The organism is Micromonospora sp. NPDC047644 (assembly GCF_040704315.1).
Classification (GTDB): Bacteria; Actinomycetota; Actinomycetes; order Mycobacteriales; family Micromonosporaceae; genus Micromonospora.
Genome location: NZ_JBEYSY010000006.1, coordinates 127,754 through 152,111, shown reverse-complemented (window position 1 = coordinate 152,111; position 24,358 = coordinate 127,754). Strand labels below are relative to the sequence as shown.

The following is a 24,358-nucleotide window of genomic DNA, read 5'->3' as shown; positions in this document are numbered from 1 at the left end:
TCGGCGGTGCGCGCCGGCGGTCAGCTCAGCAGCAGGGCCGCGAGCACGTCGTGCGGTGGCACGGAGGTGACCCGGTGGGCGTCCAGCCACAGCGCCCGCCGGTAGCGCAAGTGCAGACCGAACTCCCAGGTCATGGCGATGCCACCGCAGACCTGTAGGGCCACCTCGCAGGCCAGCACGGCCGCGCGCGGACCGGCCACGGCGGCACAGGCCACCGCCTCGACGGCGCCGTCGCCGTTCAGCGTCACCGCCGCCCGGTAGGCCAGCGACCGGGCGGTCTCGATCTCCGCGTACGCCTCGGCCAGTTGGTGTCCCACCGCCTGGAACGAGCCGATCGGCCGGCCGAACTGGGTCCGGATTCCGGCGTACCGCACGGCTTCGGCCAGGGCGCCGTCCGCGACACCCACCGCCTCGCAGGCCAGCAGCATGGCACTTCGCAACCGCAGCGCGGGCAGCAGTTCGGCGGTACGGGCCGGGTCGGCCAGCAACCGGGCAGGCGCGTGCAGCATCCGGACGGTGGCGTACCGGCGCAGCGGATCGATGTCGTCCCGCTCGGCGACGGAGACCTCGGAGGGAGCGACGCCGAACAGCGCCACCCCCTGGCGGGTCGTGGCGGCCACCACCAGTTCCGTGGCCAGGTGAGCGTCGACCACGCCGGGCGCGCTCCCGCTGATCCGCCAGTCCGGAGTGTCGTGCGCGGCGCACGTGTCCGAGGAATCGACCAGCGCGGCCGGTCCGGGTAGCGCCAACCCCGCCGACTGGTACACCGGCAGAGCCGACCCGGCCGTGCCGACCCAGGGTTGCGGGAGCAGCGCCCGTCCGCTCTCCTCGGCCAGCAGGGCGAGATCCACCGGTCCGAGGTCCGCGTCCAGCCAGCCCTGCCGGTCCAGCGCGGTCCAGTCCTCCGGATCGAGGAGGCCGTGATCCGCCGTCGCGGCGAGCCGGGCCGGTGGGAAGCGGTCGCTCAGGTGGCGTCGGGCCGCGTCGGCCAGGTCCCGCTGTGCGGTGGTGGTGGCGAAGTCCATGGTGCACGCTCCTAACGGTGCCGAGGCAGGCCGAGAACACGTTCGGCGACGATCCCGCGCAGGATCTCCGAGGTGCCGCCCTCGACGCTGTTCGCGCGGCTGCGCAGCTGCGCCCGCCGCCAGTACGCCGCCCACTGCCCGGCGTGTCCGGCGGTGTCGCCCTGCACCAGGCGCAGTCCCAGCCGGCACATCTGCTGGTGGGTCTGCGACCAGCGCAGCTTGAGCACCGAGCTCTCCGGGCCGGGCTCACCGCCCCGTTCGAGCTGCGCGAGCGCGCGGTAACCGGTGAAACGCAGCCCCTGAAGCCGCACGTGCAGATCGGCGATCTCCCGGCGCACGGCCTGGTCGGCGGTGGCGCCGACCGCGTGCGCGGTACGGATCAGCCGGTCCAGTTGCACCGCCAGGCGAGCGGTGAGCGTGATGCCGAACGTGCCGCGTTCGTGCGAGAGAGTCGTGAGCGCCACCTTCCAGCCCTCGCCGCGCGCACCCACCACGCTGTCCTCGGGCAGTTCCACGCCGGTCAGCACGATCTCGCTGAAGTCGGTGTCACCGGAGATCTGGCGCAGCGGGCGTACCTCGACACCGGGCGCGCGCATGTCGAGCAGGAAGCAGGTCAGGCCGCGATGCTTGGGCGCGTCGGGTTCGGTGCGGGCCAGCAGGAGACAGCGGTCGGCGAGGTGGGCGTACGAGGACCACACCTTCTCGCCGGTGACCGTCCACCCGTGCGCGGCCCGTTCCGCCCGGGTGCGGACCGCGGCCAGGTCCGAGCCAGCCTCCGGCTCCGAGAAACCCTGGCAGAAGATGAGGTCGCCGGACAGGATCCCCGGGAGGTTGACGGCCTTCTGGGTCGCGGTGCCGTACCGGATCAGCGTGGGACCGACCATGTGCAGGCCGATCACGTTGAGATGGTCCGGGGCGCCGGCCAGGGTGCTCTCCTCGGCGTGGATCGCCTGGTACAGCGGTGGCAGGCCCCGCCCGCCGTGCTCCCGGGGCCACGTCAGACCGGCGTACCCGGCCTTGCCGAGGGTGGCGCTCCACTGCCGCATCTCCGACTCCGGCCACGGCTGTGGCGGACCCGCGGAGGGGGCCGGCACATGCGCGCGCAACCAGGCGCGCAGCTCGGCCCGGAATTCGCCTTCTTCGTCGCTGTCGTCCAGCCGCATAGAGGCACGCTAATGCCCACGCAGGCCGGCGTCGCCATTTGTCGGCGAATTCCGCAACGTGCGAGAAGAAGCGGCACCGAAAATGCGAGGCGGCAATTTTGAAGATGCGCGCCGACGGGCCGGGCGGCGACGATGGCGTCGGATACGGACCCGGGGAGGCACTCGTGCACGTCATCGTCGATTTCGACCAGTGTGACGGCAACGGCCTGTGCGCCGACGCCGCCCCGGAGGTGTTCGAGTTGGGCGAGGACGACGTGCTCCGGGTCCGCGCGGAGCACCCGGCGCCCGAACTCTGGCCGGCGACGGAGATCGCGGCCCGGGGCTGCCCCAAGCTCGCCATCACCCTGCGGACCGACGCGTGACGACGTCCGGTGATCGGCTGCCGGTCATGGTCGCCGCCACCCGTACGCCGATCGGGCGGCGGGGTGGCGCGCTGGCCGGTCTCAAGGCGGTGGAGCTGCTGCGGCACGTGCTGTTGGCGGTGCTGGACCAGAGCGGCACCGACCCGTCCGACGTGGAACAGATCATTGGCGGGTGCGTCACCCAGTCCGGCGAGCAGAGCCTCAACGTCACCCGCAACGCCTGGCTGAGCACCGGGCACGACCCGGCCGTCGGCTGCACCACTGTGGACGTGTCCTGCGGCTCGGCCCACCAGGCCAATCACCTGGTGGCCGCGCTGATCGCGGCCGGGGAGATCGACGTCGGCATCGCCTGCGGCGTCGAGTCGATGAGCCGGGTGCCGGTCGGCACGAACCTCTACCAGGGCCCCGGGCACTACAAGACCGCCGACTATCCGTGGGACGACCCGCCCCAGGCGCAGTTCGGTGGCGCGGAGCGGATCGCCCGGCGTGAGGGCATCACCCGCGCCGACGCCGACGCGTACGGGTTGGCGTCCCAGCAGCGGGCCGCCGCGGCGTGGACCGAAGGCCGTTTCACCGAGGAGGTCACGCCGGTCCGCGCGCCGGTGCTCAACGGCGACGGCACCCCCACCGGTGTGGTCCGTCTGGTCGAGCGCGACGAGGGGCTGCGCCACACGACCGCCGCAGGGCTGGCCGCGCTGGCGCCGACCATCGAGGGAGGGGTGCACACCGCCGGGACCACGTCGCAGATCTCCGACGGCGCGTCCGCCGTGTTGTGGATGTCCCAGGGGCGGGCCCGGGCCGCCGGCCTGCGCCCGCGGGCGCGGATCAGCCACCAGGTGGTCACCGGCGCCGACCCGTACTACCTGCTGGATGGCCCGGTCGCCGCCACCGGTCGGCTGCTCGCCCGAGCCGGACGCAAGATCAACGACATCGACCTGTACGAGGTCAACGAGGCGTTCGCCGGCGTCGTGCTCACCTGGCAGGCGGCGTACGGCGCGGACCTGGAACGCGTCAACCCGAACGGCGGCGCGATCGCCCTCGGCCACCCGCTCGGTTCCACCGGCACCCGGCTACTGGTGACCGCACTGCACGAACTGGAGCGCTCCGGCCGGGAGTCGGCGCTGATCACCATGTGCTGCGGGGGCTCTCTCGGCACCGCCTCCCTGCTGCAGCGGCTCTGACATGCGGGCCGAGGACTTCTACGCCGAGGCGCGGACCGACCTGTCCGGGCCGCTGCACGGCGTCCGCGTGCTCGACGTGACGAAGGTGTGGTCCGGGCCGCTGGCCACCTGCGTCCTGGCCGACCTGGGCGCGGACGTGATCCGGGTGGAGCTGGCGCACGGCCGCGACGGCGAGGTGCCCCCGGTGATCCCGGGCACCTCGCTGTCCTGGTTCCGCCAGACGGTGCACCGCAACAAACGCAGCCTCGCCCTCGACCTGCGCACGACCGAGGGTCGCGCCGAGTTCCTCCGGCTGGTCCGGGTGGCCGACGTGGTGGTCGAGAACTACCGACCGGGCACGCTCGCCAAGTGGGGCGCCGGATACGCCGACTGCCGTGCCGTCCGCCCGGACGTGGTGTTCGTGTCCGTCTCCGGGTGGGGCCAGTACGGTCCCGGCCGGGACCGGCCCGCGTACGACCCGGTGGTGCAGGCGGCCGGCGGCTGGATGGCGCTCAACGGGCCAATCGACGGCGATCCGGTGCGCGCGCCCACCTTCATCGCCGACGAGTTGGCCGGGCTGCACGCCGCGATCGGGGCGCTCGCCGCGCTCGCCCATCGGGACCGGTCCGGCGAGGGCCAGCACGTCGACGTGTCCATGCTGGACGCTCTGCTGTTCGGTAGCAGCGGCCTGCCGACCCTCGCCGCCGCCGGGGACCCGCCCGCCCGGCAGGGCAACGAGACCCCGTTCGCGGTGCCGTCGAACGTCTACGCGTGCGCCGACGGGCACCTCTACCTCGTCGTGGCGCTGAACAAGCACTGGCGCGCGCTGGCCCACACGATCGGCCGCCCCGAACTGGCCGACGCCGACGGGTTCCGGACCGGCGACCAGCGGATCGCCAACCGCGACGCGGTCAACCTCGTCGTGGCCGGCTGGTGCGCGGGACGCCCGGTCACCGAGGCGGTCGACGTGCTGACCGGCGCCGGGCTGGTGGCCGCTCCGGTCCGGACGCTGAGCGAGGCGGTCGCCGACCCGCACGTACGGGCCCGCGGAATGCTCCAGGACACCGTGCTGAGCGACGGAACCACCGCGCCGCTCGTCGGTCCGGCGGTGAAATTCTCGCGTACCCCGACCCGGATCCGCCGTGGCGCACCCGCGCCCGGCGCCGACTCGGAAGAGATTCGCAACGAGCTGAAAAGTGATGTCGCAACGTGAGAGAAGGACCCCGGCCGGTCGGCCGATAAAGTAGGCGAGTAGCGATCTCCACCATTTAAGGCCAATTCATCAATGCGGCCGTTAATGGTTCGCGCGCAAATGACGACGGAGGCGAAATGGCCGAACAGCACCGGGTTCTGATCACCGGGGCGTCGCGCGGCATCGGCCGGGCGGTGGCCCTGCGACTGGCCCGCGAGGGGTACGCCGTCGCCGGCTGTCACCACACCGGCGGCGACGCCGCCCGGCGTACCGAACAGGACGTCCGGGTGCTCGGCGTGCCGTGCTACTTCGCGCGCTGCGACGTGGCCGACCCGGCCGCCGTCGAGGACTTCGTGCACGCCGCCGAAGAGCACCTCGGCACGTTCGACCTCGTCGTCAACAACGCCGGCATCACCCGCGACGCGCCCCTCGTGCTGGCCCCCGCGGACGACTGGGACGCCGTGCTGGCCACCAACCTCACCGGAACCCGCAACGTCTGCCGGGCCATGGCGTTCCGCTTCATGAAGCAGCGCAGCGGCGCCATCGTCAACATGTCGTCCGTGGCCGGGGTCTACGGCAACGTCGGCCAGACGGCCTACGCCGCCAGCAAGGCCGGCATCATCGGGTTCAGCAAGTCGCTGGCCAAGGAGGTGGCCCGGCACGGCGTACGGGTCAACGTGGTGGCGCCCGGCTTCATCGAGACCGAGATGACCGACGCGCTCCCGGACCGGCTCCGCCAGCAGGCGCTGGGCCAGATTCCGGTACGGCGGTTCGGCCGGGCCGACGAGGTCGCCGAACTGGTCGCCTTCCTGCTCAGCGAGCGCGCCTCCTACATCACCGGCCAGGTGTTCCAGGTCGACGGGGGGATCACGCTGTGATCCGGGCGGTGGCATCCCCGTTGTGCGACACCGACCTGGTGCGCCTGGACTCCGCCGGGGCGGCCTTCGCCGTGCGGGTCCCCGTGCGCGGCGACGATCCGTACCTGCGCGGCCACTTTCCCGACCTGGCGGTGTTCCCCGGGGTCTTCGTCGTGGAGGCGCTGTGCCGGGCGATGGCCGGCGCCGCCGGGGACCGCCCGCCCGAGCTGGCCGAGCTGCGCTCGGTGCGGTTTCTCGCGCCGCTGCTCGACGGTGACACGCTCACGCTCGAGGTACGGGCCGAGGAGTCGCCCGGTGGTTGGGACGTGCGCGCGGTGGCGTACCGCGCCGACGGCACCACCACCGCCAAGCTGCGTGCCCTCTTCGCCGCCGCCGGAGCCGGCGATGGGTGAGCACGCCGAGATCCGCTCGGTTCTCCCGCAACGTCATCCGATGCTGCTGGTGGACCGGGTGCTCGCGGTGGAGCCGGGACGCCACATCCGGACGGTCAAGCTGGTCAGCGCGACCGAACCCTGCTACGCCGACCTGCCGGAGAACGCTGAGCCGTGGCGGTTCGCGTACCCGCGGTCGCTGTTGATCGAGTCGTTCGGGCAGAGCGCCGCCCTGCTCTGGCTGGGCGACAGCCCACCGCCGGACGACGACGGCGTCCTGATGTTCGCCGGCGCCCGCGACTGGCACTTCGCCGGCTCGGCGTACCCCGGTGACGTCCTCCGACACGAGGTCCACCTCGACTCCGTGGTCGCCGACACCGCGTTCGCCCACGGCGAGACCTGGATCGGCGATCGCCGGGTGGCCACCGTGGGCACCCTCATCGCCACCCGCCGCCCCGTCGCCCGGCCGGCGGTCCCGCCGTCCGGCGTCGCCCACCCCCATCCAATGGTTTCGGTCAGCACGGAAGGACAGCGATGACGATCAAGGAACAGCAGCTGGAGGAGCTTCGCGAGATCGTCGCGGAGGTGCTGGAGGTCGAGCCGGAGGAGCTCAGCGACACCGGCGACTTCATGGACGAGTACGAGGCGGACTCGCTGCGTGCCATCGAGATCCTGGCCCGTATCGACAAGCAGTTCAAGGTGGAGATTCCGCAGGCGGAGCTCCCCGAACTGCGCAACCTGAAGGCCGTGCACGCCGCCCTGACCCGGCACGCCACCGGCCGGGACTGAGCCGTGGTCCGCGTCGCGGTGACCGGGCTCGGTCCGGTTTCGAGCATCGGGGTCGGCGTGTCGGCGTTCGCCGACTCGCTGCGCTCCGGGCGATCCGGCATATCCCGGATCACCAGCTTCGACACCTCCGGGTTCCCGTTCGTCAAGGCAGGTGAGGTGCACGGGTTCCGGCCCGGTGACCACCTGTCCAGGCTGGACCCGTCCCGGTGGGGCCGGTCCAGCCTGTTCGCGGCCACCGCGGCGCGGCTCGCGGCTGCCGACGGCGGTCTCGACCCGGACGGGATCGACGCCGGACGCGCCCACGCGGTGATCGGCACCACCAGCGGCGAGTCACAGGTGCTGGAGGCGCTGACCGCCCAGATCCTCGCCGAGGGGTTCGCCGGCCAGGACCCGGCCCTGCTGGCGCAGCTACCGGCGAACCGGCTCGCGCACGCGGTGAGTGAGGAACTCGGCCTCGCCGGTGAGTCGCTCACCCTGGCCACCGCCTGCTCCGCCAGCAACTACGCGATCGGGTACGGCTACGACCTGCTCGTCGCCGGTGAGGCCGACGTGGTGTTCGCCGGCGGCGCCGACGCGGTGTGCCGGTGGGCGCACGCCGGCTTCTTCCGGTTGGGCGCGCTCACCGAGCACGCGTGCGCGCCGTTCGACCGGGACCGCTCCGGCATTCTCACCGGCGAGGGCGGGGCCGTGCTGATGTTGGAGACGTTCGAGCACGCCCGCGCCCGCGGCGCGCGGATCTATGCCGAGCTGCTGGGGTACGGGCGCAACTGCGACGCACACCATCCGGTGGCACCGCACACACCCAGCATCGCGGACTGCATCCGGCTGGCGCACCGCAACGCCGGGGTGAAACCCGAGGACGTCGACTACATCTGCGCGCACGGCACCGGCACACCCGCCAACGACCTGGTGGAGGGCGCGGCCATCCTCGAGGTCTTCGGGCCCGAGCCGCCGCCGGTGAGCTCGATCAAGTCGATGATCGGGCACACCATGGGCGCGGCGAGCGGGTTCGGCGCCATCGCCGGGGTGCTGGCGATCGACCGGGGTTTCCTGCCGCCCACCGTGAACTGGGAGCATCCCGACGAGGGGCTGCCGGGTCTCGACCCCGTGCCGAACGTGGCCCGCGACGCCACCGTGCGCGTGGTGCAGAACGACGGGTTCGCCTTCGGCGGCAACAACGCCATCGTGATGCTGGGAGCGGTGGCATGACCGGCGTCAGCGTGTTCGGCTGGTCCGCGCTCACCTCGGCCGGCATGGCCACGTCCGCGGCCACCGCGTCGCTGCCGCGCTCCGACGCCCCGGTCGCCCCCGGCACCGGTGGCCTGTCCACCGAGTCGCTTCCGTCGCCGCGCGGACACGTCGTGCCGGGCTTCGACATCCGGGCCCGGCTCGGCCGCAAGGGGACCAGCACGTACGACCGGGCCACCGGGCTGGCGGTGGCCTGTTGTGAGGACGCCCTCGGCGCGGCGGAACTGGCCGCCGACGCCGACCGGGGTCGCGTCGGCGTGGTGCTCGGCACCACGATCGGCAGTTTCCGGTCCACCAGCGACTTCAGTCGCGAGACGCTGGTGCAGGAGAAGCCGTACCTGGTGAACCCGATGCTGTTCCCGAACACCGTGATGAACGGCGCGGCCGGCCAGGTCGCCATCCGGCACGGCCTGCGCGGTGTCAACGCCACCGTCGCGGGCGGCGCGCTCGGCTTCCTCAACGCCGTCCGGTACGCCGAGATGGTGCTCGCCGGCGGGTACGCCGACGTGATGCTCGCCGGTGCCGTCGAGGAGTTCTCCGCACACCGGGCGTGGGCCGCGCACCTCACCGGCACGACGGCCGAGGTTCCGCTCGGCGAGGCGGCCGCCGTGTTCGTCCTGTCCGCGCCCCGGCCACCGGCCTGGGTCGGCGCCGCCCCGGTCGCCGACCTCGTCACCGCCACCGGGTTCGGTCCGGGTGGCACCGGGGCGCGGGCACTCCTGGCCTGCGCCCGACGCGCCCTGGACCGGGCCGGCGTCGCACCCTCCGACGTCACCGCGGTCCTCACCGGCGAGGCGGACGAGGCGGGTCGGGACGAGTACCTCGCGGTCGCCGGGCTGCTGCGCCACCGACCTCGCCGGGTAGCGGCGAAGAGGCTGCTGGGGGAGTGCGACGCGGCCTCGTCCGCCGCCGCGCTCGCCGTCTGGCTGGCCGACCCGGAGCCGGCCGGACCGGCCCTGCTCACCGCCCGCAACGCCGACGGCGCGGTGGCCGTGGCCGTCGTGAGGAGGTGCGCCGATGCCGGCACTGGTGACCGGTAGCGCCGTCCGTACCTGCCTGGGCGACGGCCAGCGGACGTTCGCGGCGCTGCTCAGCGGCGCCTGCGGCGCGGCACCGTTGCGGCACCCCGGCGGGGCGCTGCTGAACGTCTCGCACGGCTACCACGCCGCCGGCGCGGCGCCGTTCGGCGCCGCCCGGATGTTGTCGGCGTGCGTGGCGGAGGCGGTGGCCGCGTCCGGGCTGAACGCCGGCCGCCGCCGGGTCACCGCCCTGGTCGGTACCGGGCTGCGGGAACTCGGCGCGGTCGAGGAGTTCGCCCTCAGCGGGGTCCGCCCGCCACGCTCGAAGCTGCACTTCGCCGATGCGGTGCGCCGCGTGCTGCCGGGCGTCACCGACGTCATCACGGTGTCCAACGCGTGCAGCGCGGGCGGCCACGTCCTCGCCCTGGCCGAGGACCTGCTGGCCCTGGGCGACGCCGACGCCGTCGTGGTCGCCGCCGCCGACACCATGACACGCTCCATGCTGGCGATGATCGGGCGGGTGAGCGACCCGCCCACCACGCGGGTCCGCCCGTTCGACCGGGACCGCACCGGTGTGCTGCTCGGCGACGGCGCGGCGGCGCTGGTCGTGGAACCGGCGGACGCCACCGGAGCGGCGCTCGCGCGGGTCGCCGGCACCGGCCTGTCCTGCGACGCCCGGCACGAGACCGCGCCCGACGTGGACGGCATCTGCCGGGCCATGCGCGACGCGTACGCCCGCGCGGGGCGGGAGCCGTCGGAGACCGATCTGGTGATAGCGCACGGCACCGGCACCGCGCTCAACGATCCGGCCGAGTGCCGGGCACTGCGGGCCGTGGTCGACGCAGCGGGCGGCACGCCGCTGATCACCGCGGTCAAGGGCGCGGTGGGGCACACCTCCGGTGCCGCGGCGCTCGTCAACGTCGACGTGGCGATCCGTTGCCTGGCGACCGGGCTGGTGCCGCCGGTGGCCGGTCTGCGCACGGTCCTGCCCGAGGGCGCCGGACTGCGGTTCGTCGTGGGCGACTTCGTCGGGTCGCGGCCCGAGCTGGTGCAGGTGAACGCCTTCGGGTTCGGCGGCGTCAACGCGGTCTCCCTGCTGGAGGCGTCGTGAGCACCGCCATGTACGTGACCGGTTGGAGCCTCCACCTGCCCGGTGCCGACCTGAGCGCCGCGGGGACGGGGCAGTGGGCGCGCGCGGAGGCCGCCACCGCCGACCGGGCGGCCACGCTACTGGGTCGCAAGGGCCTGCTCTCCAAGGACCCCGCGACGCGGCTCGCGCTCTGCGCCGTGCACCGGGCGCTGGGACTGCCGCCGGGCCGTCACCCGCTGCCGACGCCGCTGCCCGCAACCGCGGTGGTGGCGTGCAGCAATCTGGGCAACGTCGAGACCGTGGCCCGGGTGGCCCGGACGGTCACCGAGGAGGGTGGGCGCGCGGTCAGCGTGCTCGACGCGCCGGGCGTGTCCAGCAACGTGGTGTCCAGCGCGGTGGCGCTGTGGTTCGGCTTCGGCGGCCCGAATCTGATGATCTGCTCCGGTGCCCGGTCCGGGCGGGCCGGCCTGCGCACCGCCGCGCTGCTGCTGGCGGCGGGCCGCGCCGACCGGGTGGTCCTGGTCGGCGTGGAACCGGCCGACGAGATCGCGTCGGCGCTGCACGCCGGTGCCCCGCCGCTGCGCGCGGGTGCCGCCTGCGTCGTGCTCACCGCCCGCCCGGGCCCCCTCGCCGTCCACTCACGACCGCCGCTGCCCGCGGCGCAGCCGTTGCCGTCGGGCCCGGTCGACGACTGGGGTGACTCCTACGGCGCCCGCGACGTCGTCGCCCTCGCCCTGGCCGCGCACCTGGTGGCCGACGAGGGACACGGTGCCCTGGCCGTGGGCGATCCCGGCGACCTGCCGTTCGCCGTGCTCGGCGGTGCGTCATGACCGTCCCCCTGCACGTGCTCAACGAGGGTGAACCGGGTGCCCCGCTCGTGGCGTTCGCGCACGGGCTGGAGGACACCTGGCAGAGCTGGCGACCCATCGCCGGGTGGCTCGGCCCGCGCCGGCGTCTGGTCGCCCTGGACCTTCCGTGGCGTGCCGGCAACGACTACCGGTGGCGGCACCGGTCGCCCGCGGACTGGCTGCGCTCGGGCCTGGCCGCGTTGCCGCGGACCCCGGACGTGCTGGTGGCGCACTCGTTCGGCGGTAACGCCGCACTCCAGCTGCTCTGCGCCGACGAACCCCTGGCCGGGCGGGCCGTCGCGCTGATCTGCCCTCTGTACCGACCTCCCGGAGGACCGGTCACCTGGGCACTGTTCGACCGTTCCCGGGAGACGTTCGTGCAGCACATCCACGACGGCCTGCGCGCCCGGATGGGCAGCCGGGCGACCCGCATCGACGCCGGGCTGCTGGCGGCGATGACCGACCTGGCCATCGAGCGGGTGGGACCGGCCGGGTTCCTCACCGTCTTCGAGCAGTACCTGGCGACCGCCGATCTGTCGCTCGACGCGGTGGGCAGGCCGGTCGCGGTGCTCGCCGGCGGCGCGGATCCCACGCTGACCCCGAAGGCGGCGCAGGTGCTCGCCGCCGGTATGCCGGGCGGCCTCCTGCACCTACGCGACGACTACGACCACTTCTGCCATGTACGGCACGCCCAACAGATCGCCGACCGGGTCGCCGACCTGGCCCGGCTGGCCCGGGCGACGATGGGAACGGCGGGATGAGCAATGACCGTGACGATCACACCAAGACCCACAGTGGTGCACACCGAACCGGGGTACGAGGGCGCCAACATCCGTACCTGGATCGGTTTCAAGCACTTTCTCTACCTGGTCGAGCAGGGCGTGCTGCGCTGGCTGCGCGACCAGGGCGCCGGCGCCGGTGAGCTGTACCTGCGGCACGGTCTCGGCCTGGAGATCGTGGAGAGCTCCGTGCAACTGCCCGCCGTGCTCGAACTCGACGACGAGGTGCGGGCCGAGGTCACCGCGGCCAAGGACAACCTGCTGAGCGTCCGGCTCGTGTCGACGCGGGACGGACAGGAGGTGACCGCGCTGCGGGGCCGGGTGCGGGTCGCGCTCGTCCGCGAGCGCACCGCCGAGACCTACCGTCGCGCGCCCGGCGGGCTCGATGCCCTGGAGGTCCCCGAGCTGGCCACCGCGACGACGGTGAGCCACCCGGACCACCGGTCGTTGGCACCCGGTGAGACCGCCGAGGACGTGCTGGGCGCGGAGCCGGGCGCACACCTGTGGTCCTGGCGGGCGCCGTACTTCTACTGCCACTACTCCGACCGGGTCCAGCACTCCGGGTTCGTGCGCGCCCTGGAGGAGGTGGTGGACCGGTTCCTCGCCGACCGCGGCATCTCCGTCGGCCGCCTGCTGACCGAGCGGTCCTGGATCCCGGTGGTGTCGCGCAGCCACCTGCAGCTCGTCGAGGCCGCGCGGATGGAGGAGACCGTGCACACCGTCTTCACCGTCACCGACATCCTGCGCGGCACGCTGTTCGACGGACGGATGCGCTGCCACGTCCAACGCGGCGACCGCCTGGTGCAGGTCGCGCAGGCGCGGATCCTGCACGGCTACGCCATCGCCGCCGGACCCGGCGCGGGCGGCATGGCCGAGCTCGACGACGAGGTGGTCGCGGCGCTGCGAGGAGATCGACGGTGAGCGCCCGGCCGCCGCGGCTGTACTTCTCGTTCCGCAGCCCGTACAGCTGGCTCGCCGTGCGGCGGTTGCGCGAGGCCGTACCGGATCTGTTCACCAGGTTGGACCTGCAGCCGTACTGGGACCCGGACGAGCGGTCGACGGCAGCGCTGGCGGCGCGCGGCGGCGAGTTCCACTACGTGCAGATGAGCCGGGCCAAACACCTTTACATGCTGCTCGACACCAAACGCCTGGCCCAACGCCAGAACCTGACCATGGCCTGGCCGATCGACCGGGACCCGTGGTGGGAGCTGCCGCATCTGGCCTGGCTGGCCGCACGACGCGAGGGTCTGGCCGAGGCGTTCTACGACGCGCTGACGCAGGCCCGCTGGGGGCGGGGTGAGGACATCTGCCAGCCCGACACGGTGCGCCGTGCCGCCAAGGAGGCCGGGTTCGCTCCGGAGACGGCCGTGCTGGCCGCCGAGTCGGCGAGCATCCGGGAGGAGGGCGTGGACTGCCTGTACCGCGCGTACCTCGACGACATCTTCGGCATCCCCTACCTGAAGCTGGGGCGGCACCGGTTCTGGGGGCTGGAACGGGTCGACGCCTTCCTGGAGGTGTGGCAGGCGGGTGACGACCGGCCGGTGGTCACCGAGTCCGCCCGGCTGACCCCGCCGTACGACCTCGACACCCCGGGCGGCTGCGGATGAGCACGCGACGCGAACCGCTCGCCGAACGGCGCTACCGCAAGCAGCGGCTCGCCGCGACATTGCGGCTGTTCGCCCGCTTCGGCTTCGACCACGGCGCCGGCGGACACGTCACCGCCCGCGACCCGATCGAGCCGGACCACTTCTGGATCAACCCGTTCGGCATGCACTTCGGACACGTGCGGGTCGCCGACCTGCTGCTGGTCGACGAGTCCGGCGCGGTGGTCGCGGGCGAGGGCAGCGTGAACCCGGCCGGGTACGCGATCCACTCGCACGTACACGCCGCCCGGCCGGACGTGGTGGCCGCCGCGCACACGCACTCCACGTACGGGCGGGCCTGGTCCACCCTCGGCCGGCCGCTCGACCCGCTCACCCAGGACGCCTGCGCCTTCTACGAGGACCACTCGGTCTATGACGGCTTCGAGGGCGTGGTCCTGGAGTCGCAGGAGGCGAAGCACATCGCCGACCGGCTCGGCGACAACAAGGCGGTGATCCTGCGCAACCACGGCCTGCTCACCGTCGGCGGGAGCGTGCAGGAGGCGGCGTGGTGGTTCATCACCATGGATCGCAGCTGCCAGGTGCAACTGCTCGCCGAGGCGGCCGGACGGCCGGTGCCCATCCGCCCGGACGCCGCGCGGGCCACGGCGGCCGTGATGGGCACGCCGGGCATGGGCCGGCTCAACTTCTCCCCGCTGTACGACGACATCATCCGCGCCCAACCCGACCTGATCGAGGAGTAGACGCGCCCATGCCGACGTTGATCAACGACCTCATCGCCGCGAACGGACTCCGCACAGCCCTGGTCGACAAGAGCGGCCGTTCCAGCTGGCCGGAGCTCGGTTCGCGGGTGCATCGCTGGATGGGCGTCCTGGCCGCCGAGGGGCTGGGCCGCGGCGACCAGGTGGCCTGCGTGCTCGGCAACCGCCGGGAGACGTTCGAGATCCTGCTCGCCTGCCTGCACCGCGGGATCACCGTGGTGCCGGTGAACTGGCACCTGACCGAGCCGGAGATCGCCTACCTGATCACCGACTCGGAGTGTCGGGGGCTGATCGTCGAGGAGCCCTACGCGCAGGTGAGTGGTCGGGCCGCCGCCCGTGCGACGGGGGAGGTGCCGACGCGACTGGTGCTCGGCGACCGTGACGTGCCCGGCTTCCGGGCGGTGGAGCCTCTGCTGGCCGCCGCGGATCCGGCCGAACCGGCCGAGCAGGTCTGCGGCTCCACCATGCTCTACACGTCCGGAACCACCGGCGCGCCCAAGGGCGTGCTCAACGGCATGTTCGTGGTCGGAGCGCCGTTCACCCGGGTGGCCAAACTGCTGGAGTACGCCCGCGTGGTCCTCGACGTCCCGGCGAACGAGCGGTTCCTGCTCGACGGGCCCTGGTACCACTCCTCGCAGCTGTTCCTCGCGCTGCTCGCCCTGCTGCGCGGCTGCACGCTGCACATCCAGGAGCGGTTCGACCCGGAGGCCACGCTCGCGGTCATCGACGCGGAGCAGATCTCCGCGGCGCATCTGGTGCCGACCCAGCTGGTGCGGTTGCTCCGGCTGCCGGAGCACGTCCGCCGCGGCTTCTTCGGCGCATCGCTACGGCGGGTCTGGCACGGCGGCGGGCCGTGCCCGCCGGACGTCAAACGGGCCATGATCGAGTGGTGGGGGCCGGTGTTCCTGGAGTACTACGGCGCCACCGAGGGCGGCGTCGTGAGCCTGATCAACTCGAACGACTGGCTGCGCCGGCCGGGCAGCGTGGGCCGCGCCGTGCCGCCGTACGAACTCGTGGTCGTCGACGAGGAGGGTGCCCCGGTGCCCGCCGGTGTGTCCGGGCGGGTGTTCGTCCGGCGCCTCACCGGGCGCACGTTCCAGTACCACAAGGCACCCGAGAAGACCCGGGCCGTGCATCTGTCCGCGGACAAGTTCACCTACGGCGAACTGGGACACCTGGACGAGGCCGGCTTCCTGTACCTCGACGGCCGTGCCCAGGACCTGATCGTCACCGGGGGCGTGAACGTCTATCCCACGGAGGTCGAAGCGGTGCTGCTGGCCCATCCGGCGGTACGGGACGCGGCCGTCATCGGCGTGCCGGACCACGAGTTCGGGGAGCACGTGGTCGCGGTGATCGAACCGGCTCTGCCCGAGCCGGCTGACCTGTTCGCGCTGCTCGATCCCCACTGCCGCCGCTCACTCGCGGGTTTCAAGACACCTCGGGCGTACCACGTGGTGGCCACCTTGCCGCGGGACACCTCCGGCAAGTTGCGCAAGGACGCGCTGCGCCGCGCCATCGCGCCGCCCGCGCCGGACGACCCGGATGCGGTGCTGGAGCGGACGTCGTCCGCGGAGCCGGTGCCGTGACCGCCGTGTCGGGCGTCACCCGGCCGGACATCGCCCATCCGGCCACCTACGCGCACGGGGTGCCGCACGACGAGTTCGCCCGGCGGCGGCGCGACGAACCGGTGGCCTGGGTCGACGAGCCGCTCCTGACCCGGCACAGCGCGAGCGGCCGGATCACCGAGCGGGGTCGCGGGTACTGGGCGGTCACCACGCACGCGGCGGTGCAGGAGGCGTCGCGGCGCACCGGCGACTTCTCGTCCGGGCGGGCCGGCGCCTTCCTCGTCGACCCGCGGACACCGGCGGACCTGCGGCAGACCCGGCAGCTGCTGATCAGCATGGACGCACCGCAGCACGTCCAGATCCGCCGCCTGGTGACGTCGGTCTTCACGCCCCGGGCGGTGGGCGGTCTCGCCGACGGGGTCGCGGCACACGCCACCGAACTGGTCCGGCGCGTCGTGGCCGCCGGCGAGCTGGACGTGGTCACCGACCTGGCGGCCGAGTTGCCGTTGCTGGTGCTCTGCGACCTGCTCGGCGTCCCCCGCGCCGATCGCCACCTGCTGTACCGGTGGAGCAACCATCTGGTCGGCTTCGACGATCCCGAGTTCGGCGGCGGGGACGTGGACGCGTACCGGCGGACGTTCGCCGAGGCGTTCACCTACGCGCTGGAGCTGGCGGCCGAGCGCCGCGCGCACCCGCAGCCCGACCTGATCAGCCGGCTCGCCGTCGCCGAGGTGGACGGCCGGCGGCTGTCCGACCGCGAATTCTGCATGTTCTGGCTGCTGTTGGTGGTCGCCGGTAACGAGACCACCCGACACCTCATCGCCGGCTCGCTGTCGGCCCTGGTCGACGACCACGAGCAGCGCGACCGACTGGTGGCTGGCACGGTGCCCATCGCCGCGGCGGTCGACGAGCTGGTTCGCCATGTCACGCCGATCATGCAGTTCCGACGGACCGCCACCTGCGACACCGAGCTGGCCGGGCAGGCCATCGCGGCCGACGACAAGGTGGTCCTCTACTACACCTCGGCGAACCGCGACCCGGCCGTCTTCACCGAGCCGGACCGGCTCGACCTCGGCCGCAGTCCCAATCCGCACCTGGCGTTCGGCATCGGGCCGCACTTCTGCCTGGGCGCCCACCTGGCCCGGCACGAGCTGACCGCCCTGCTCCGGGCGATCCTTCCGCACCTGCCGTCGCTGGTGCGTACCGGACCGGAGATCCGGTTGGAGTCGAACTTCGTGAACGGCTTGAAGTCTTTTCCCGCACAGATCCGATAAGCGCGTGCTTCAGCCTATGGAAGGGAATTGCGCGATGGAAGAGTTCCGGATCGACATCCCCCAACCCGACGTCGACGACCTGCGTCGCCGACTGGCGGCCACCCGGTGGCCCGGCGAGCTCGCCGACGTCGGCTGGGAACGCGGCGTGCCGCTGGCCTACCTGCAGGAGCTCACCGACTACTGGGCCACCACCTTCGACTGGCGGGCTGCGGAGGCTCGGCTCAACCAGTTGCCCCAGTTCCGGACCGAGATCGACGGCGCGAGCATCCACTTCGTGCACGTGCGCAGCCCGGAACCGGACGCCGTGCCGCTGATCCTCACCCACGGCTGGCCCGGCTCGTTCGCGGAGTTCACCCGGATCATCGGCCCGCTCACCGACCCGCGCGCACACGGTGGCGACCCGGCCGACGCGTGCCACGTCGTGATCCCGTCGCTGCCGGGGTACGGCTTCTCGTCCCTGCCGGACACCGGCTGGGACGTGGTGCGGATCGCCTCCGCCTGGTCGGAGCTGATGCGCCGGCTCGGCTACGACAGGTACGTGGCGCAGGGCGGTGACGCCGGATCGGTCATCTCCCAGGCGCTCGGCGTCATCGACCCGACGCACTGCGCGGGAGTGCACGTCAACATGCTGATGACCTTCCCGTCCGGCGACCCGGCCGACCTGGCCGACCTGAGCGAGCGGGACATGGCGCGGCTGGGCCGGCTGCGCGAGTTCGACGAGCACCTGTCCGGGTACATGAAGATCCAGCAGACCCGCCCCCAGACGCTGGCGTACGCGCTCACCGACTCACCGGTCGGGCAGCTCGCCTGGATCGTGGAGAAGTTCCGGGAGTGGACCGACAGCGAGAAGGTGCCGGAGGACGCGGTGTCGCGCGACGACATCCTGACGCTGGTGTCGCTGTACTGGTTCACCGCCACCGCCGGGCCCTCGGCGCAGTTCTACTACGAGGGAGCGGCCGCGGTGAAGGCGGCGGCCGCCGGGGCGGCACCCCCACCGATCACTGTGCCGGTCGGTGTGGCCGTGTTCCCGAAGGACATCTTCCTGCCGGTGCGCCGATTCGCCGAGGCGCACATCCCCACCATCGCCCGGTGGACCGAGTTCGACCAGGGCGGCCACTTCGCCGCCCTGGAGCAGCCCGGCCCCCTGGTCGACGACGTCCGGGAGTTCGTGCGTCTGGTGCGCTGACCGACCAACGCCACGGCCGGCCGGGATCAACCCGGCCGGCCGTGGTGTGTGTCAGAGGACGACAGCGCCGGTGGTGATGGCGGACAGCAACGTCCTGGCCTGAACGTTGACATAGTGCCCGTGCCGCAGCAGCGCGGTCAGCTGCCCCGGTGTCAGCCAGCGGTATCCCGGCGGCGGATCGGCCGGCGCCGCGTCGGATTCGAGGACGACGCAGCGGTTCTCCGCGTGGTAGAAACGCCCGCCCTCCTCGGCGTGCACCACGTCGTAGCGGATCTGGCCGGGTGCCGCCGACCTGATCAGGTCCAGGAATGCCGGCCCGGTGCCCGAGCCGTGGTGCGCGGGTGTGCACTGCACGGTCGGTCCGAGCTCCACGGTGTTGTGGAAGCCGGCCTCCACCCGGGCGTGCGTGAGCAGATGCGGCACACCGCCGAAGCGGCGGGTCAGGAACGCGATCAACCCTCGTTCCAGCGGTTCGAAGAGGGGCTGGGTCCAGCCGCGCACCTCGCGGTTGTCGGCCTCGACCGAGACCGCCATCACCCGGAAGTAGCGCGGCGGAACGTGGTCGATGGTCCGGTCGCCGATGGACCAGCCGGGCAGCCCGCGTAGCGGCACGAGCCGGCCGTGGAGGTCGTGGCGGGTGCGTTCCGCGGTGAACCAGGACCGCACCTCGGTGTCGTCGTGCCGGGCCACCGCATCGCCGTAGTCCACCGGCGCGCAGGCCAGAACCGTACGGGTGTCCATGTTGACCAGGTTGTCGACCTGCATCAGACGGCCGATCTGACCGAGGGTGAGCCAGCAGAAGTCGGGGCCTGCGTCGATCGCGGCGCCAGTCTCGACGATCATGTTCCGGTTCGTCTTGTGGTGGAACCAGGACCCGTGCTCGGACTGCAGCACGTCGGTGAGCGGCCGGCCGCGATGCGGATCGGTGAAGAGCTCCAGGTGGCGCACCGGCGCGCCGCGGTGAGCCCCGGTGTAGTTGCTGCGGGTGGCCTGAACCGTCGGTGAGAGCTGCACCGGTGTCGGGTTGCCGGGCTCGGCCTTGGCCTGCAGGAGGAAGTGCAGGACGCCGTCGAACTCGGTGGCGACGATGCCCAGGATGCCCACCTCGGGCTGGTTGATGATCGGCTGCCACCACTCCAGGTGCGGCGACCCACCGGTGCGCACGTGCAGGCCCTCCACGGTGAAGAAACGGCCGCTGTGGTGCGCCAGGTTGCCGGTGCCCGGGGCGAACGCCCAACCGTCCAGCTCGTCGAACGGGATCGGCGTCACCCGGAACCGCTGGGCGCGCGCCCGCTCCGCCAGCCAGCCCGGCACGTCCGCCGTACGGATGGCCGCGCCGGCCTCGGTCTCGGCCGCCGAACGGGCCAGGCGTTGCGCCAGCCCGTCGTCCTCACGCGGACGCAGCCGGAGCGCCGCCCCCGGCGCGCTCATGCGGCCAGCTCGATCCGGGTGTCGTCACCGATCACCAGCCGGTGCGCGAGGCCGTCGCCCGCACTGACCGTCGCGGCACGCCCGATCAGCGACCGGGCCAGCGGCGGCACCGCCGAGATGGTGGCGCCGGCGAGCACCACCGAGTCGGCCACCGAGCACCGACGCAGGGCGCAGTCCGGGCCGACCGCGGTGAACGGACCCACCGTGCTGTCCTCCACCAGGGTTCCCGCCCCGATGACGGCCGGGCCGTCGATGCGGGAGCGCACCACCCGGGCGCCGGGCTCGACGACGACCTGCCCGGTCAGGATGCTGGCCGGGTCGACGTCGCCGGCGACGCCCGGCGTCAGATCGGCCAGCATCCGGCGATTGCAGTCGAGCAGGTCGTCGACCTGCCCGGTGTCCTTCCAGTAGCCGTCGTAGACGCTGGCACGTACGTCCGCGCCGGACGCGAGGAGCCACTGGACCGCGTCGGTGATCTCCAACTCCCCGCGGGTGCTCGCGTCGATCGCGGCCACCGCCTCGTGCACCGCGGCCGTGAAGAAGTAGACGCCGATCATCGCCAGATCGCTGCGCGGCCGGGCCGGCTTCTCCACCACGCGCAGCACGGTGCCGTGCGGGTCGAGTTCGGCGACGCCGAACTCCTGCGGGTCGCTGACCTTGTGCACCACGATCTGTGCGGCCGGGCGGTGCACGCGGAAGTCGGCGGCGATGTCGGCGACACCGTCAGGCAGCACGTTGTCGCCGAGGTACATGACGAAGTCGTCGTCGCCGAGGAACGAGCGCGCCAGCCTGACGCAGTCCGCCAGCCCGCGCGGCTGGTCCTGGTGCAGGTACGTGATCGGTACGCCGAAACGCTGGCCGTCGCCCAGCGCCGCCCTGATGTCGGGCCCCCACCGACCGACCACCACCCCGATCTCGGTGACGCCGAGGCCGCTGACGGTTTCCAGCACCAGTTCCAGTACCGGTCGATTGGCCACGGGGAGCAGTTGTTTCGGCATGGAATGACTGAGCGGGCGGAATCGCGTGCCGGAACCGCCCGACAGGACCAGAGCCTTCACCGTGGGAATTCCTTTCCTTGCAGGAAGTGTGGACGCTCGTTCAGTGGCGTCCGGCGACGAATTCCCGGATGGTCCGCCCGACGTGGAGGATCATGTCGTCGGTGATGCCGGGATAGACGCCGATCCAGAAGGTGCCGTGCACCACCGCGTCGCTGTTGGACAGGTCACCGGCGACCCGGAACTCGACGTCCCGGTAGGCCGGGTGCCGGGTCAGGTTGCCGCTGAACAGCAGCCGGGTACGGATCTGCCGCTCCTCCAGGTGCTGCTGCAGCTCACCGCGGCCGAACGGCGCGTCCGGCGTGACGGTGATCGCGAACCCGAACCAGCTCGGATCCGAGCCCGGTGTGGGACGTGGCAGCAGCAGTCCCGGCACTCCGTCGAGTTCCTCGCGCAGCCGCTGCCAGTTCTTGCGCCGGGCCTCACCGAACGCCTGGATCCGCTCCAGCTGGCTCAGCCCGAGCGCCGCCTGCAGGTCGGTCGCCTTCAGGTTGTAGCCGACCTGCGAGAACGTGTACTTGTGGTCGTATCCGGCCGGCAGCGTGCCGAGCTGCCAGTCGAACCGCTTCTTGCAGCGGTTGTCCTCCCCGGGCTCGCACCAGCAGTCGCGCCCCCAGTCCCGGAAGGACTCCACGAGGTGGGCCAGTTCCACGCTGTCGGTGAGCACGCAGCCGCCCTCGCCGGTGGTGATGTGGTGGGCCGGATAGAAACTGACAGTGCTGAGGTGGCCGAACGTGCCGGTGAGCCGCCCGCGGTACAGCGAGCCGACCGCGTCGCAGTTGTCCTCGATCAGCCACAGCCCGTGCCGCTCGGCCAGGTCGGCGATCTCGGCCGCCTCGAACGGGTTGCCGAGCGCGTGGGCGATCATGACGGCGCGGGTGCGGGGCCCGATCGCCGTGGCCACCCGCTCCGCCGTGGTGTTGTACGTGCCGAGTTCCACGTCGACGAACACCGGAATCAGGCCGTTCTGCACGATCGGGTTGACGGTGGTGGGAAAGCCGGCGGCCACCGTGATGACCTCGTCGCCGGGCCGCAGCCGCCGATCTTTCAGCTCGGACGCGCGTAGCGCGGACAGGGCGAGCAGGTTCGCCGACGATCCCGAGTTGACCAGGTGCGCCTTGCGGAGGCCGAAGTACCGCGCGAAGGAACGCTCGAACCGCAGCGCGTGGAACCCCGCGGCGATCCGCATGTCCAGCGCCGCCTCGACCAGCGCCAGCCGGTCTTCGGCTTCGAGCACCGCGCCGGACGACAGCACCGGTGTGACGCCCGGAACGAACTCCTGGTCCGAGGGTGTGCGTTCGTTGTGATAGGCCCGGACCAGGTCCAGGATCATTGCCTTGAGGTCCGGGGTCATGGTGTGCTCGCCTCCTGCGCGGGATTGCCGGGGAACGGGTGGGACCGGGCGGCCTGCCAGATCCCGAGCAGCGTCTCGGGCAGCTCCCGGCGCGCCGACCAGCCGAGCACCGTGTACGCCCGGCGGGTGTCGGCCCGCTGCCAGTCGCCGTCGGCGGAGCGTGCGCCGGTCGTCGGCGCCGGCCGCAGCTCCAGTCGGTAGGGGACACCGCTGACCTCGGCGAGTGCCCGGACCAGTTCCTCCGCGGTCCGGGTGACACCCGACCCGATGTTGAACAGCCCGGGAGCGATCTGCCGTGCCGTGCCGGCGGCCAGGACGGCGTCGGCGGCGTCGCGCGCGTCCACGTAGTCGCGGTACTGCGCCAGGTCCGTCAGCTCCAGGTGTGCTGTCGTGCCGGTCCGGTGCGCCGCCACCAGACGGTTCACCGTCCGGCCCAGCACGCTGACCGGTGACATGCCGGCGCCGATGACGTTGAACAGTCGCAGCACCACGGCCTCGACGCCGTGCCGGGCCGCGAGACGGCGTACCAGCTCGGTGCCGGCCAGCTTCGACCGTCCGTACGCGCTGCGCGGCGCTGCCGGGGAGTCCTCGGTCAGGGCTGTCGGCGGTGGCTGCGGCGCGTACTCCAGCGACGAGCCCAGATGCACCAGCCGGGCGTCGACACCGGCCTCGGCCACGGCCCGCACCACGAGTCCGGCGAGTTCGACGTTGGCGGCGGCGAGCCGGTCGGGATCCGGCCGCCAGATCTCACCGGCGGCGTTGACCACCACGCCGGGTCGCGCCGCGCGGAGCGCCTCGGTCAACGACCGGCTGGTGACCTCGGACCGCCGCCCGGCCACGACCACGTCCCAGCCCGCCGAGGTCAGCCGGTCACGGACGTGCCGGCCCAGCAGACCCGTCCCGACCACCAGGGCGCGCCCGGTCACGGCTCGCCCAGGCCGGCCGCCCGGCGGATGGTGTCGATCAGCCGCGCGTGGCCCAGCATCTCGGCGTGGTGTCCGGACAGGTCGTGCTCGCCGGCCACCGCCGCCACGAAGGTGCGGACCAGCGCGGCGAACTGGTCCTCGGCGGCCAGCGTCCGCGACTCGCGGCGGTCCTGCTGCCGCAGCCCGAGCACCGGCCGGTGTTCCGGCGGTGGGGTGAACGCGCGCTCCAGGCGCAGCTCACCGGTGCTGCCCCACAGCTCGTACCCGCTGCGGTAGAAGTGCTCGAAGCCGAACCCGACCTGCACGGCGACCTGGTTCGGCCCGCTCAGCAGCACGGTGCCCGCCACGTCCACGCCGGACGGTCCGGTGCGCAGGTCCGCGCCGACCACCCGCAGGTCCGGGCCGACGAAGTGCCGGGCCGCGCGCAGCGGGTAGAAGCCGACGTCGAGCAGCGCCCCGCCGCCCAGGTCCGGGCGGTACCGGATGTCACCGTTGTGCAGCGGCGGAATCCCGAACACGCTGCTGAAGGCGCGTAGCTCCCCGATCTCGCCGGCGTCGTACGCGCGGCGCACCGCGGCGTGCTGGCCGTGCAGGAGGAACGCGGAGTTCTCCATCAGGGTGAGGCCGCGCTCGGCCGCCTGGGCGACCAGATCCGCGGTCTGCTTCTCGGTGCCCACCATCGGCTTCTCAGCCAGCACGTGCTTGCCGGCGGCCAACGCCGCGCCCGCCCACCGGTGCCTCAGGCCGATCGGCAGCGGCAGGTAGACCGCCTCCACGTCGGAACGCTCGAGTAGCTCCTCGTACCGGTTCACCGCGGCGCAGCCGAACCGGGCCGCGAAACGGTCGGTGCGTGCCGGGTCACGTCCGGCGATCGCGACGGTACGCAGACCCGGTTCGGCCGCGGCCGCCGGCAGCAGCTTGCGCCACGCGATGTCCGCGCAGCCGAGCACGCCCAGGCCGACGGGGACCGGCACGTGGTTCATCGGCGTCGCCCCAGAACGAGAGCGACCCGCAACCGCACGTACAGCATGGGAATCACTCGATCACCATCGCGGAGCACCGCCCGGGACGGCATCTCACACGTTGCGCAGCCGGGCCGTCGGCCCGCTGAGCGCACCTTGCGAGATGCCCGGGATGTCGCGGCTGCGGCACAGTGGTGTCATCGCAGGCAGCGTCGCTTGTCGATGTCCGGTCCGGGCGCCGGGCGGCACCGCAATCTGGAAGAAGATCGCGAGTGGCCAGAGCAAGCAGACTGAGCCGGATCAGTCGACTTATTCCGAT

General features: G+C 72.6%; 25 protein-coding genes. 18 read left to right on the top strand and 7 right to left on the bottom strand.

Annotated elements, in window-relative coordinates; translation table 11 throughout:
- Nucleotides 1-20: 20 nt before the first annotated feature.
- Together AB0877_RS11850 and AB0877_RS11845 are read right to left on the bottom strand one after the other, a co-directional pair.
- Complete coding sequence (locus AB0877_RS11850; protein WP_366608556.1) at nucleotides 21-1,025, bottom strand: acyl-CoA dehydrogenase family protein; 1,005 nt, start codon at nucleotides 1,023-1,025, stop codon at nucleotides 21-23.
- A gap of 11 nt (nucleotides 1,026-1,036) precedes the next feature.
- Complete coding sequence (locus AB0877_RS11845) at nucleotides 1,037-2,188, bottom strand: acyl-CoA dehydrogenase family protein (RefSeq protein ID WP_366608555.1); 1,152 nt, start codon at nucleotides 2,186-2,188, stop codon at nucleotides 1,037-1,039.
- 164 nt (nucleotides 2,189-2,352) lie between these two features.
- Here AB0877_RS11845 and AB0877_RS11840 point away from each other — a divergent pair, with 164 nt between their 5' ends.
- From AB0877_RS11840 to AB0877_RS11755, 18 genes are all read left to right on the top strand, one after another.
- A complete protein-coding gene (locus AB0877_RS11840; protein ID WP_366608554.1) occupies nucleotides 2,353-2,550 on the top strand; it encodes a ferredoxin in 198 nt (65 codons plus the stop codon).
- A 26-nt stretch (nucleotides 2,551-2,576) separates the two neighbouring features.
- A complete protein-coding gene (locus AB0877_RS11835) occupies nucleotides 2,577-3,731 on the top strand; it encodes a steroid 3-ketoacyl-CoA thiolase (RefSeq protein ID WP_366608723.1) in 1,155 nt (384 codons plus the stop codon).
- A 1-nt stretch (nucleotide 3,732) separates the two neighbouring features.
- Nucleotides 3,733-4,923: a CoA transferase gene (locus tag AB0877_RS11830; RefSeq protein WP_366608553.1), complete on the top strand. Its 1,191-nt coding sequence runs from the start codon at nucleotides 3,733-3,735 to the stop codon at nucleotides 4,921-4,923.
- Between the two features lie 116 nt (nucleotides 4,924-5,039).
- Nucleotides 5,040-5,780, top strand: a complete 741-nt coding sequence (gene fabG / locus AB0877_RS11825; RefSeq protein WP_366608552.1) for a 3-oxoacyl-[acyl-carrier-protein] reductase — start codon at nucleotides 5,040-5,042, stop codon at nucleotides 5,778-5,780.
- 8 nt (nucleotides 5,781-5,788) lie between these two features.
- Complete coding sequence (locus tag AB0877_RS11820) at nucleotides 5,789-6,172, top strand: hypothetical protein (protein ID WP_366608551.1); 384 nt, start codon at nucleotides 5,789-5,791, stop codon at nucleotides 6,170-6,172.
- Nucleotides 6,165-6,689: a beta-hydroxyacyl-ACP dehydratase gene (locus tag AB0877_RS11815; protein ID WP_366608550.1), complete on the top strand. Its 525-nt coding sequence runs from the start codon at nucleotides 6,165-6,167 to the stop codon at nucleotides 6,687-6,689. Before AB0877_RS11820 ends, AB0877_RS11815 begins: the two co-directional genes overlap by 8 nt.
- Nucleotides 6,686-6,940 carry an acyl carrier protein gene (locus tag AB0877_RS11810; RefSeq protein ID WP_366608549.1) on the top strand — a complete coding sequence of 85 codons (255 nt, stop codon included), beginning with the start codon at nucleotides 6,686-6,688 and terminating at the stop codon, nucleotides 6,938-6,940. The genes AB0877_RS11815 and AB0877_RS11810 overlap by 4 nt, the downstream gene beginning before the upstream one ends.
- Before the next feature lie 3 nt (nucleotides 6,941-6,943).
- The gene (locus AB0877_RS11805; RefSeq protein ID WP_366608548.1) at nucleotides 6,944-8,149 is read left to right on the top strand and encodes a beta-ketoacyl-[acyl-carrier-protein] synthase family protein; all 1,206 of its coding nucleotides are present in this window, start codon (nucleotides 6,944-6,946) and stop codon (nucleotides 8,147-8,149) included.
- Nucleotides 8,146-9,228, top strand: a complete 1,083-nt coding sequence (locus AB0877_RS11800; protein WP_366608546.1) for a beta-ketoacyl synthase N-terminal-like domain-containing protein — start codon at nucleotides 8,146-8,148, stop codon at nucleotides 9,226-9,228. Before AB0877_RS11805 ends, AB0877_RS11800 begins: the two co-directional genes overlap by 4 nt.
- A complete protein-coding gene (locus AB0877_RS11795; protein ID WP_366608545.1) occupies nucleotides 9,206-10,318 on the top strand; it encodes a beta-ketoacyl synthase N-terminal-like domain-containing protein in 1,113 nt (370 codons plus the stop codon). Before AB0877_RS11800 ends, AB0877_RS11795 begins: the two co-directional genes overlap by 23 nt.
- Nucleotides 10,315-11,127: a beta-ketoacyl synthase N-terminal-like domain-containing protein gene (locus AB0877_RS11790; RefSeq protein WP_366608544.1), complete on the top strand. Its 813-nt coding sequence runs from the start codon at nucleotides 10,315-10,317 to the stop codon at nucleotides 11,125-11,127. The genes AB0877_RS11795 and AB0877_RS11790 overlap by 4 nt, the downstream gene beginning before the upstream one ends.
- Complete coding sequence (locus AB0877_RS11785; RefSeq protein WP_366608543.1) at nucleotides 11,124-11,906, top strand: alpha/beta fold hydrolase; 783 nt, start codon at nucleotides 11,124-11,126, stop codon at nucleotides 11,904-11,906. The genes AB0877_RS11790 and AB0877_RS11785 overlap by 4 nt, the downstream gene beginning before the upstream one ends.
- Nucleotides 11,907-11,909: 3 nt before the next feature.
- On the top strand, nucleotides 11,910-12,845 hold the full coding sequence (locus AB0877_RS11780; RefSeq protein ID WP_366608542.1) for a thioesterase: 936 nt from the start codon (nucleotides 11,910-11,912) through the stop codon (nucleotides 12,843-12,845).
- Nucleotides 12,842-13,531 (top strand): DsbA family protein, encoded by a 690-nt coding sequence (locus AB0877_RS11775; RefSeq protein ID WP_366608541.1) that lies wholly within the window; start codon nucleotides 12,842-12,844, stop codon nucleotides 13,529-13,531. Before AB0877_RS11780 ends, AB0877_RS11775 begins: the two co-directional genes overlap by 4 nt.
- Nucleotides 13,528-14,268 carry a class II aldolase/adducin family protein gene (locus AB0877_RS11770; RefSeq protein WP_366608540.1) on the top strand — a complete coding sequence of 247 codons (741 nt, stop codon included), beginning with the start codon at nucleotides 13,528-13,530 and terminating at the stop codon, nucleotides 14,266-14,268. The genes AB0877_RS11775 and AB0877_RS11770 overlap by 4 nt, the downstream gene beginning before the upstream one ends.
- Before the next feature lie 8 nt (nucleotides 14,269-14,276).
- Nucleotides 14,277-15,872 (top strand): AMP-binding protein, encoded by a 1,596-nt coding sequence (locus AB0877_RS11765; RefSeq protein ID WP_366608539.1) that lies wholly within the window; start codon nucleotides 14,277-14,279, stop codon nucleotides 15,870-15,872.
- Entirely contained in the window at nucleotides 15,869-17,125 is a 1,257-nt protein-coding gene (locus AB0877_RS11760; protein WP_366608538.1) for a cytochrome P450, read from the top strand. The genes AB0877_RS11765 and AB0877_RS11760 overlap by 4 nt, the downstream gene beginning before the upstream one ends.
- 34 nt (nucleotides 17,126-17,159) lie before the next feature.
- On the top strand, nucleotides 17,160-18,311 hold the full coding sequence (locus tag AB0877_RS11755) for an epoxide hydrolase family protein (RefSeq protein WP_366608537.1): 1,152 nt from the start codon (nucleotides 17,160-17,162) through the stop codon (nucleotides 18,309-18,311).
- Nucleotides 18,312-18,362: 51 nt separating this feature from the next.
- On the opposite strand, the gene AB0877_RS11750 is transcribed toward AB0877_RS11755, so the two are convergent.
- From AB0877_RS11750 to AB0877_RS11730, 5 genes are read right to left on the bottom strand one after another with little or no spacing between them, the layout of a single operon-like run.
- The gene (locus AB0877_RS11750; RefSeq protein WP_366608536.1) at nucleotides 18,363-19,742 is read right to left on the bottom strand and encodes an NDP-hexose 2,3-dehydratase family protein; all 1,380 of its coding nucleotides are present in this window, start codon (nucleotides 19,740-19,742) and stop codon (nucleotides 18,363-18,365) included.
- The gene (locus AB0877_RS11745) at nucleotides 19,739-20,800 is read right to left on the bottom strand and encodes a glucose-1-phosphate thymidylyltransferase (protein WP_366608535.1); all 1,062 of its coding nucleotides are present in this window, start codon (nucleotides 20,798-20,800) and stop codon (nucleotides 19,739-19,741) included. Before AB0877_RS11745 ends, AB0877_RS11750 begins: the two co-directional genes overlap by 4 nt.
- A 40-nt stretch (nucleotides 20,801-20,840) precedes the next feature.
- Nucleotides 20,841-22,151 carry a lipopolysaccharide biosynthesis protein RfbH gene (gene rfbH / locus AB0877_RS11740; RefSeq protein WP_366608534.1) on the bottom strand — a complete coding sequence of 437 codons (1,311 nt, stop codon included), beginning with the start codon at nucleotides 22,149-22,151 and terminating at the stop codon, nucleotides 20,841-20,843.
- Nucleotides 22,148-23,077, bottom strand: coding sequence for an NAD(P)-dependent oxidoreductase (locus AB0877_RS11735; RefSeq protein WP_366608533.1), 930 nt, complete (start codon nucleotides 23,075-23,077; stop codon nucleotides 22,148-22,150). Before AB0877_RS11735 ends, rfbH begins: the two co-directional genes overlap by 4 nt.
- Nucleotides 23,074-24,060, bottom strand: a complete 987-nt coding sequence (locus AB0877_RS11730; RefSeq protein WP_366608532.1) for a Gfo/Idh/MocA family oxidoreductase — start codon at nucleotides 24,058-24,060, stop codon at nucleotides 23,074-23,076. Before AB0877_RS11730 ends, AB0877_RS11735 begins: the two co-directional genes overlap by 4 nt.
- Nucleotides 24,061-24,358: the final 298 nt, after the last annotated feature.

Bases quoted from the DNA above. Each gene is read 5' to 3' on its own strand.
- AB0877_RS11810 (WP_366608549.1), top strand. From the start codon at position 6,686: ATGACGATCAAGGAACAGCAGCTGGAGGAGCTTCGCGAGATCGTCGCG.
- AB0877_RS11830 (WP_366608553.1), top strand. From the start codon at position 3,733: ATGCGGGCCGAGGACTTCTACGCCGAGGCGCGGACCGACCTGTCCGGG.
- fabG (WP_366608552.1), top strand. From the start codon at position 5,040: ATGGCCGAACAGCACCGGGTTCTGATCACCGGGGCGTCGCGCGGCATC.
- AB0877_RS11845 (WP_366608555.1), bottom strand. From the start codon at position 2,188: ATGCGGCTGGACGACAGCGACGAAGAAGGCGAATTCCGGGCCGAGCTG.
- AB0877_RS11780 (WP_366608542.1), top strand. From the start codon at position 11,910: ATGACCGTGACGATCACACCAAGACCCACAGTGGTGCACACCGAACCG.
- AB0877_RS11800 (WP_366608546.1), top strand. From the start codon at position 8,146: ATGACCGGCGTCAGCGTGTTCGGCTGGTCCGCGCTCACCTCGGCCGGC.
- AB0877_RS11785 (WP_366608543.1), top strand. From the start codon at position 11,124: ATGACCGTCCCCCTGCACGTGCTCAACGAGGGTGAACCGGGTGCCCCG.
- AB0877_RS11795 (WP_366608545.1), top strand. From the start codon at position 9,206: ATGCCGGCACTGGTGACCGGTAGCGCCGTCCGTACCTGCCTGGGCGAC.
- AB0877_RS11850 (WP_366608556.1), bottom strand. From the start codon at position 1,025: ATGGACTTCGCCACCACCACCGCACAGCGGGACCTGGCCGACGCGGCC.
- AB0877_RS11765 (WP_366608539.1), top strand. From the start codon at position 14,277: ATGCCGACGTTGATCAACGACCTCATCGCCGCGAACGGACTCCGCACA.
- AB0877_RS11730 (WP_366608532.1), bottom strand. From the start codon at position 24,060: ATGAACCACGTGCCGGTCCCCGTCGGCCTGGGCGTGCTCGGCTGCGCG.
- AB0877_RS11770 (WP_366608540.1), top strand. From the start codon at position 13,528: ATGAGCACGCGACGCGAACCGCTCGCCGAACGGCGCTACCGCAAGCAG.
- AB0877_RS11755 (WP_366608537.1), top strand. From the start codon at position 17,160: ATGGAAGAGTTCCGGATCGACATCCCCCAACCCGACGTCGACGACCTG.
- AB0877_RS11835 (WP_366608723.1), top strand. From the start codon at position 2,577: ATGGTCGCCGCCACCCGTACGCCGATCGGGCGGCGGGGTGGCGCGCTG.
- AB0877_RS11750 (WP_366608536.1), bottom strand. From the start codon at position 19,742: ATGAGCGCGCCGGGGGCGGCGCTCCGGCTGCGTCCGCGTGAGGACGAC.
- AB0877_RS11815 (WP_366608550.1), top strand. From the start codon at position 6,165: ATGGGTGAGCACGCCGAGATCCGCTCGGTTCTCCCGCAACGTCATCCG.
- rfbH (WP_366608534.1), bottom strand. From the start codon at position 22,151: ATGACCCCGGACCTCAAGGCAATGATCCTGGACCTGGTCCGGGCCTAT.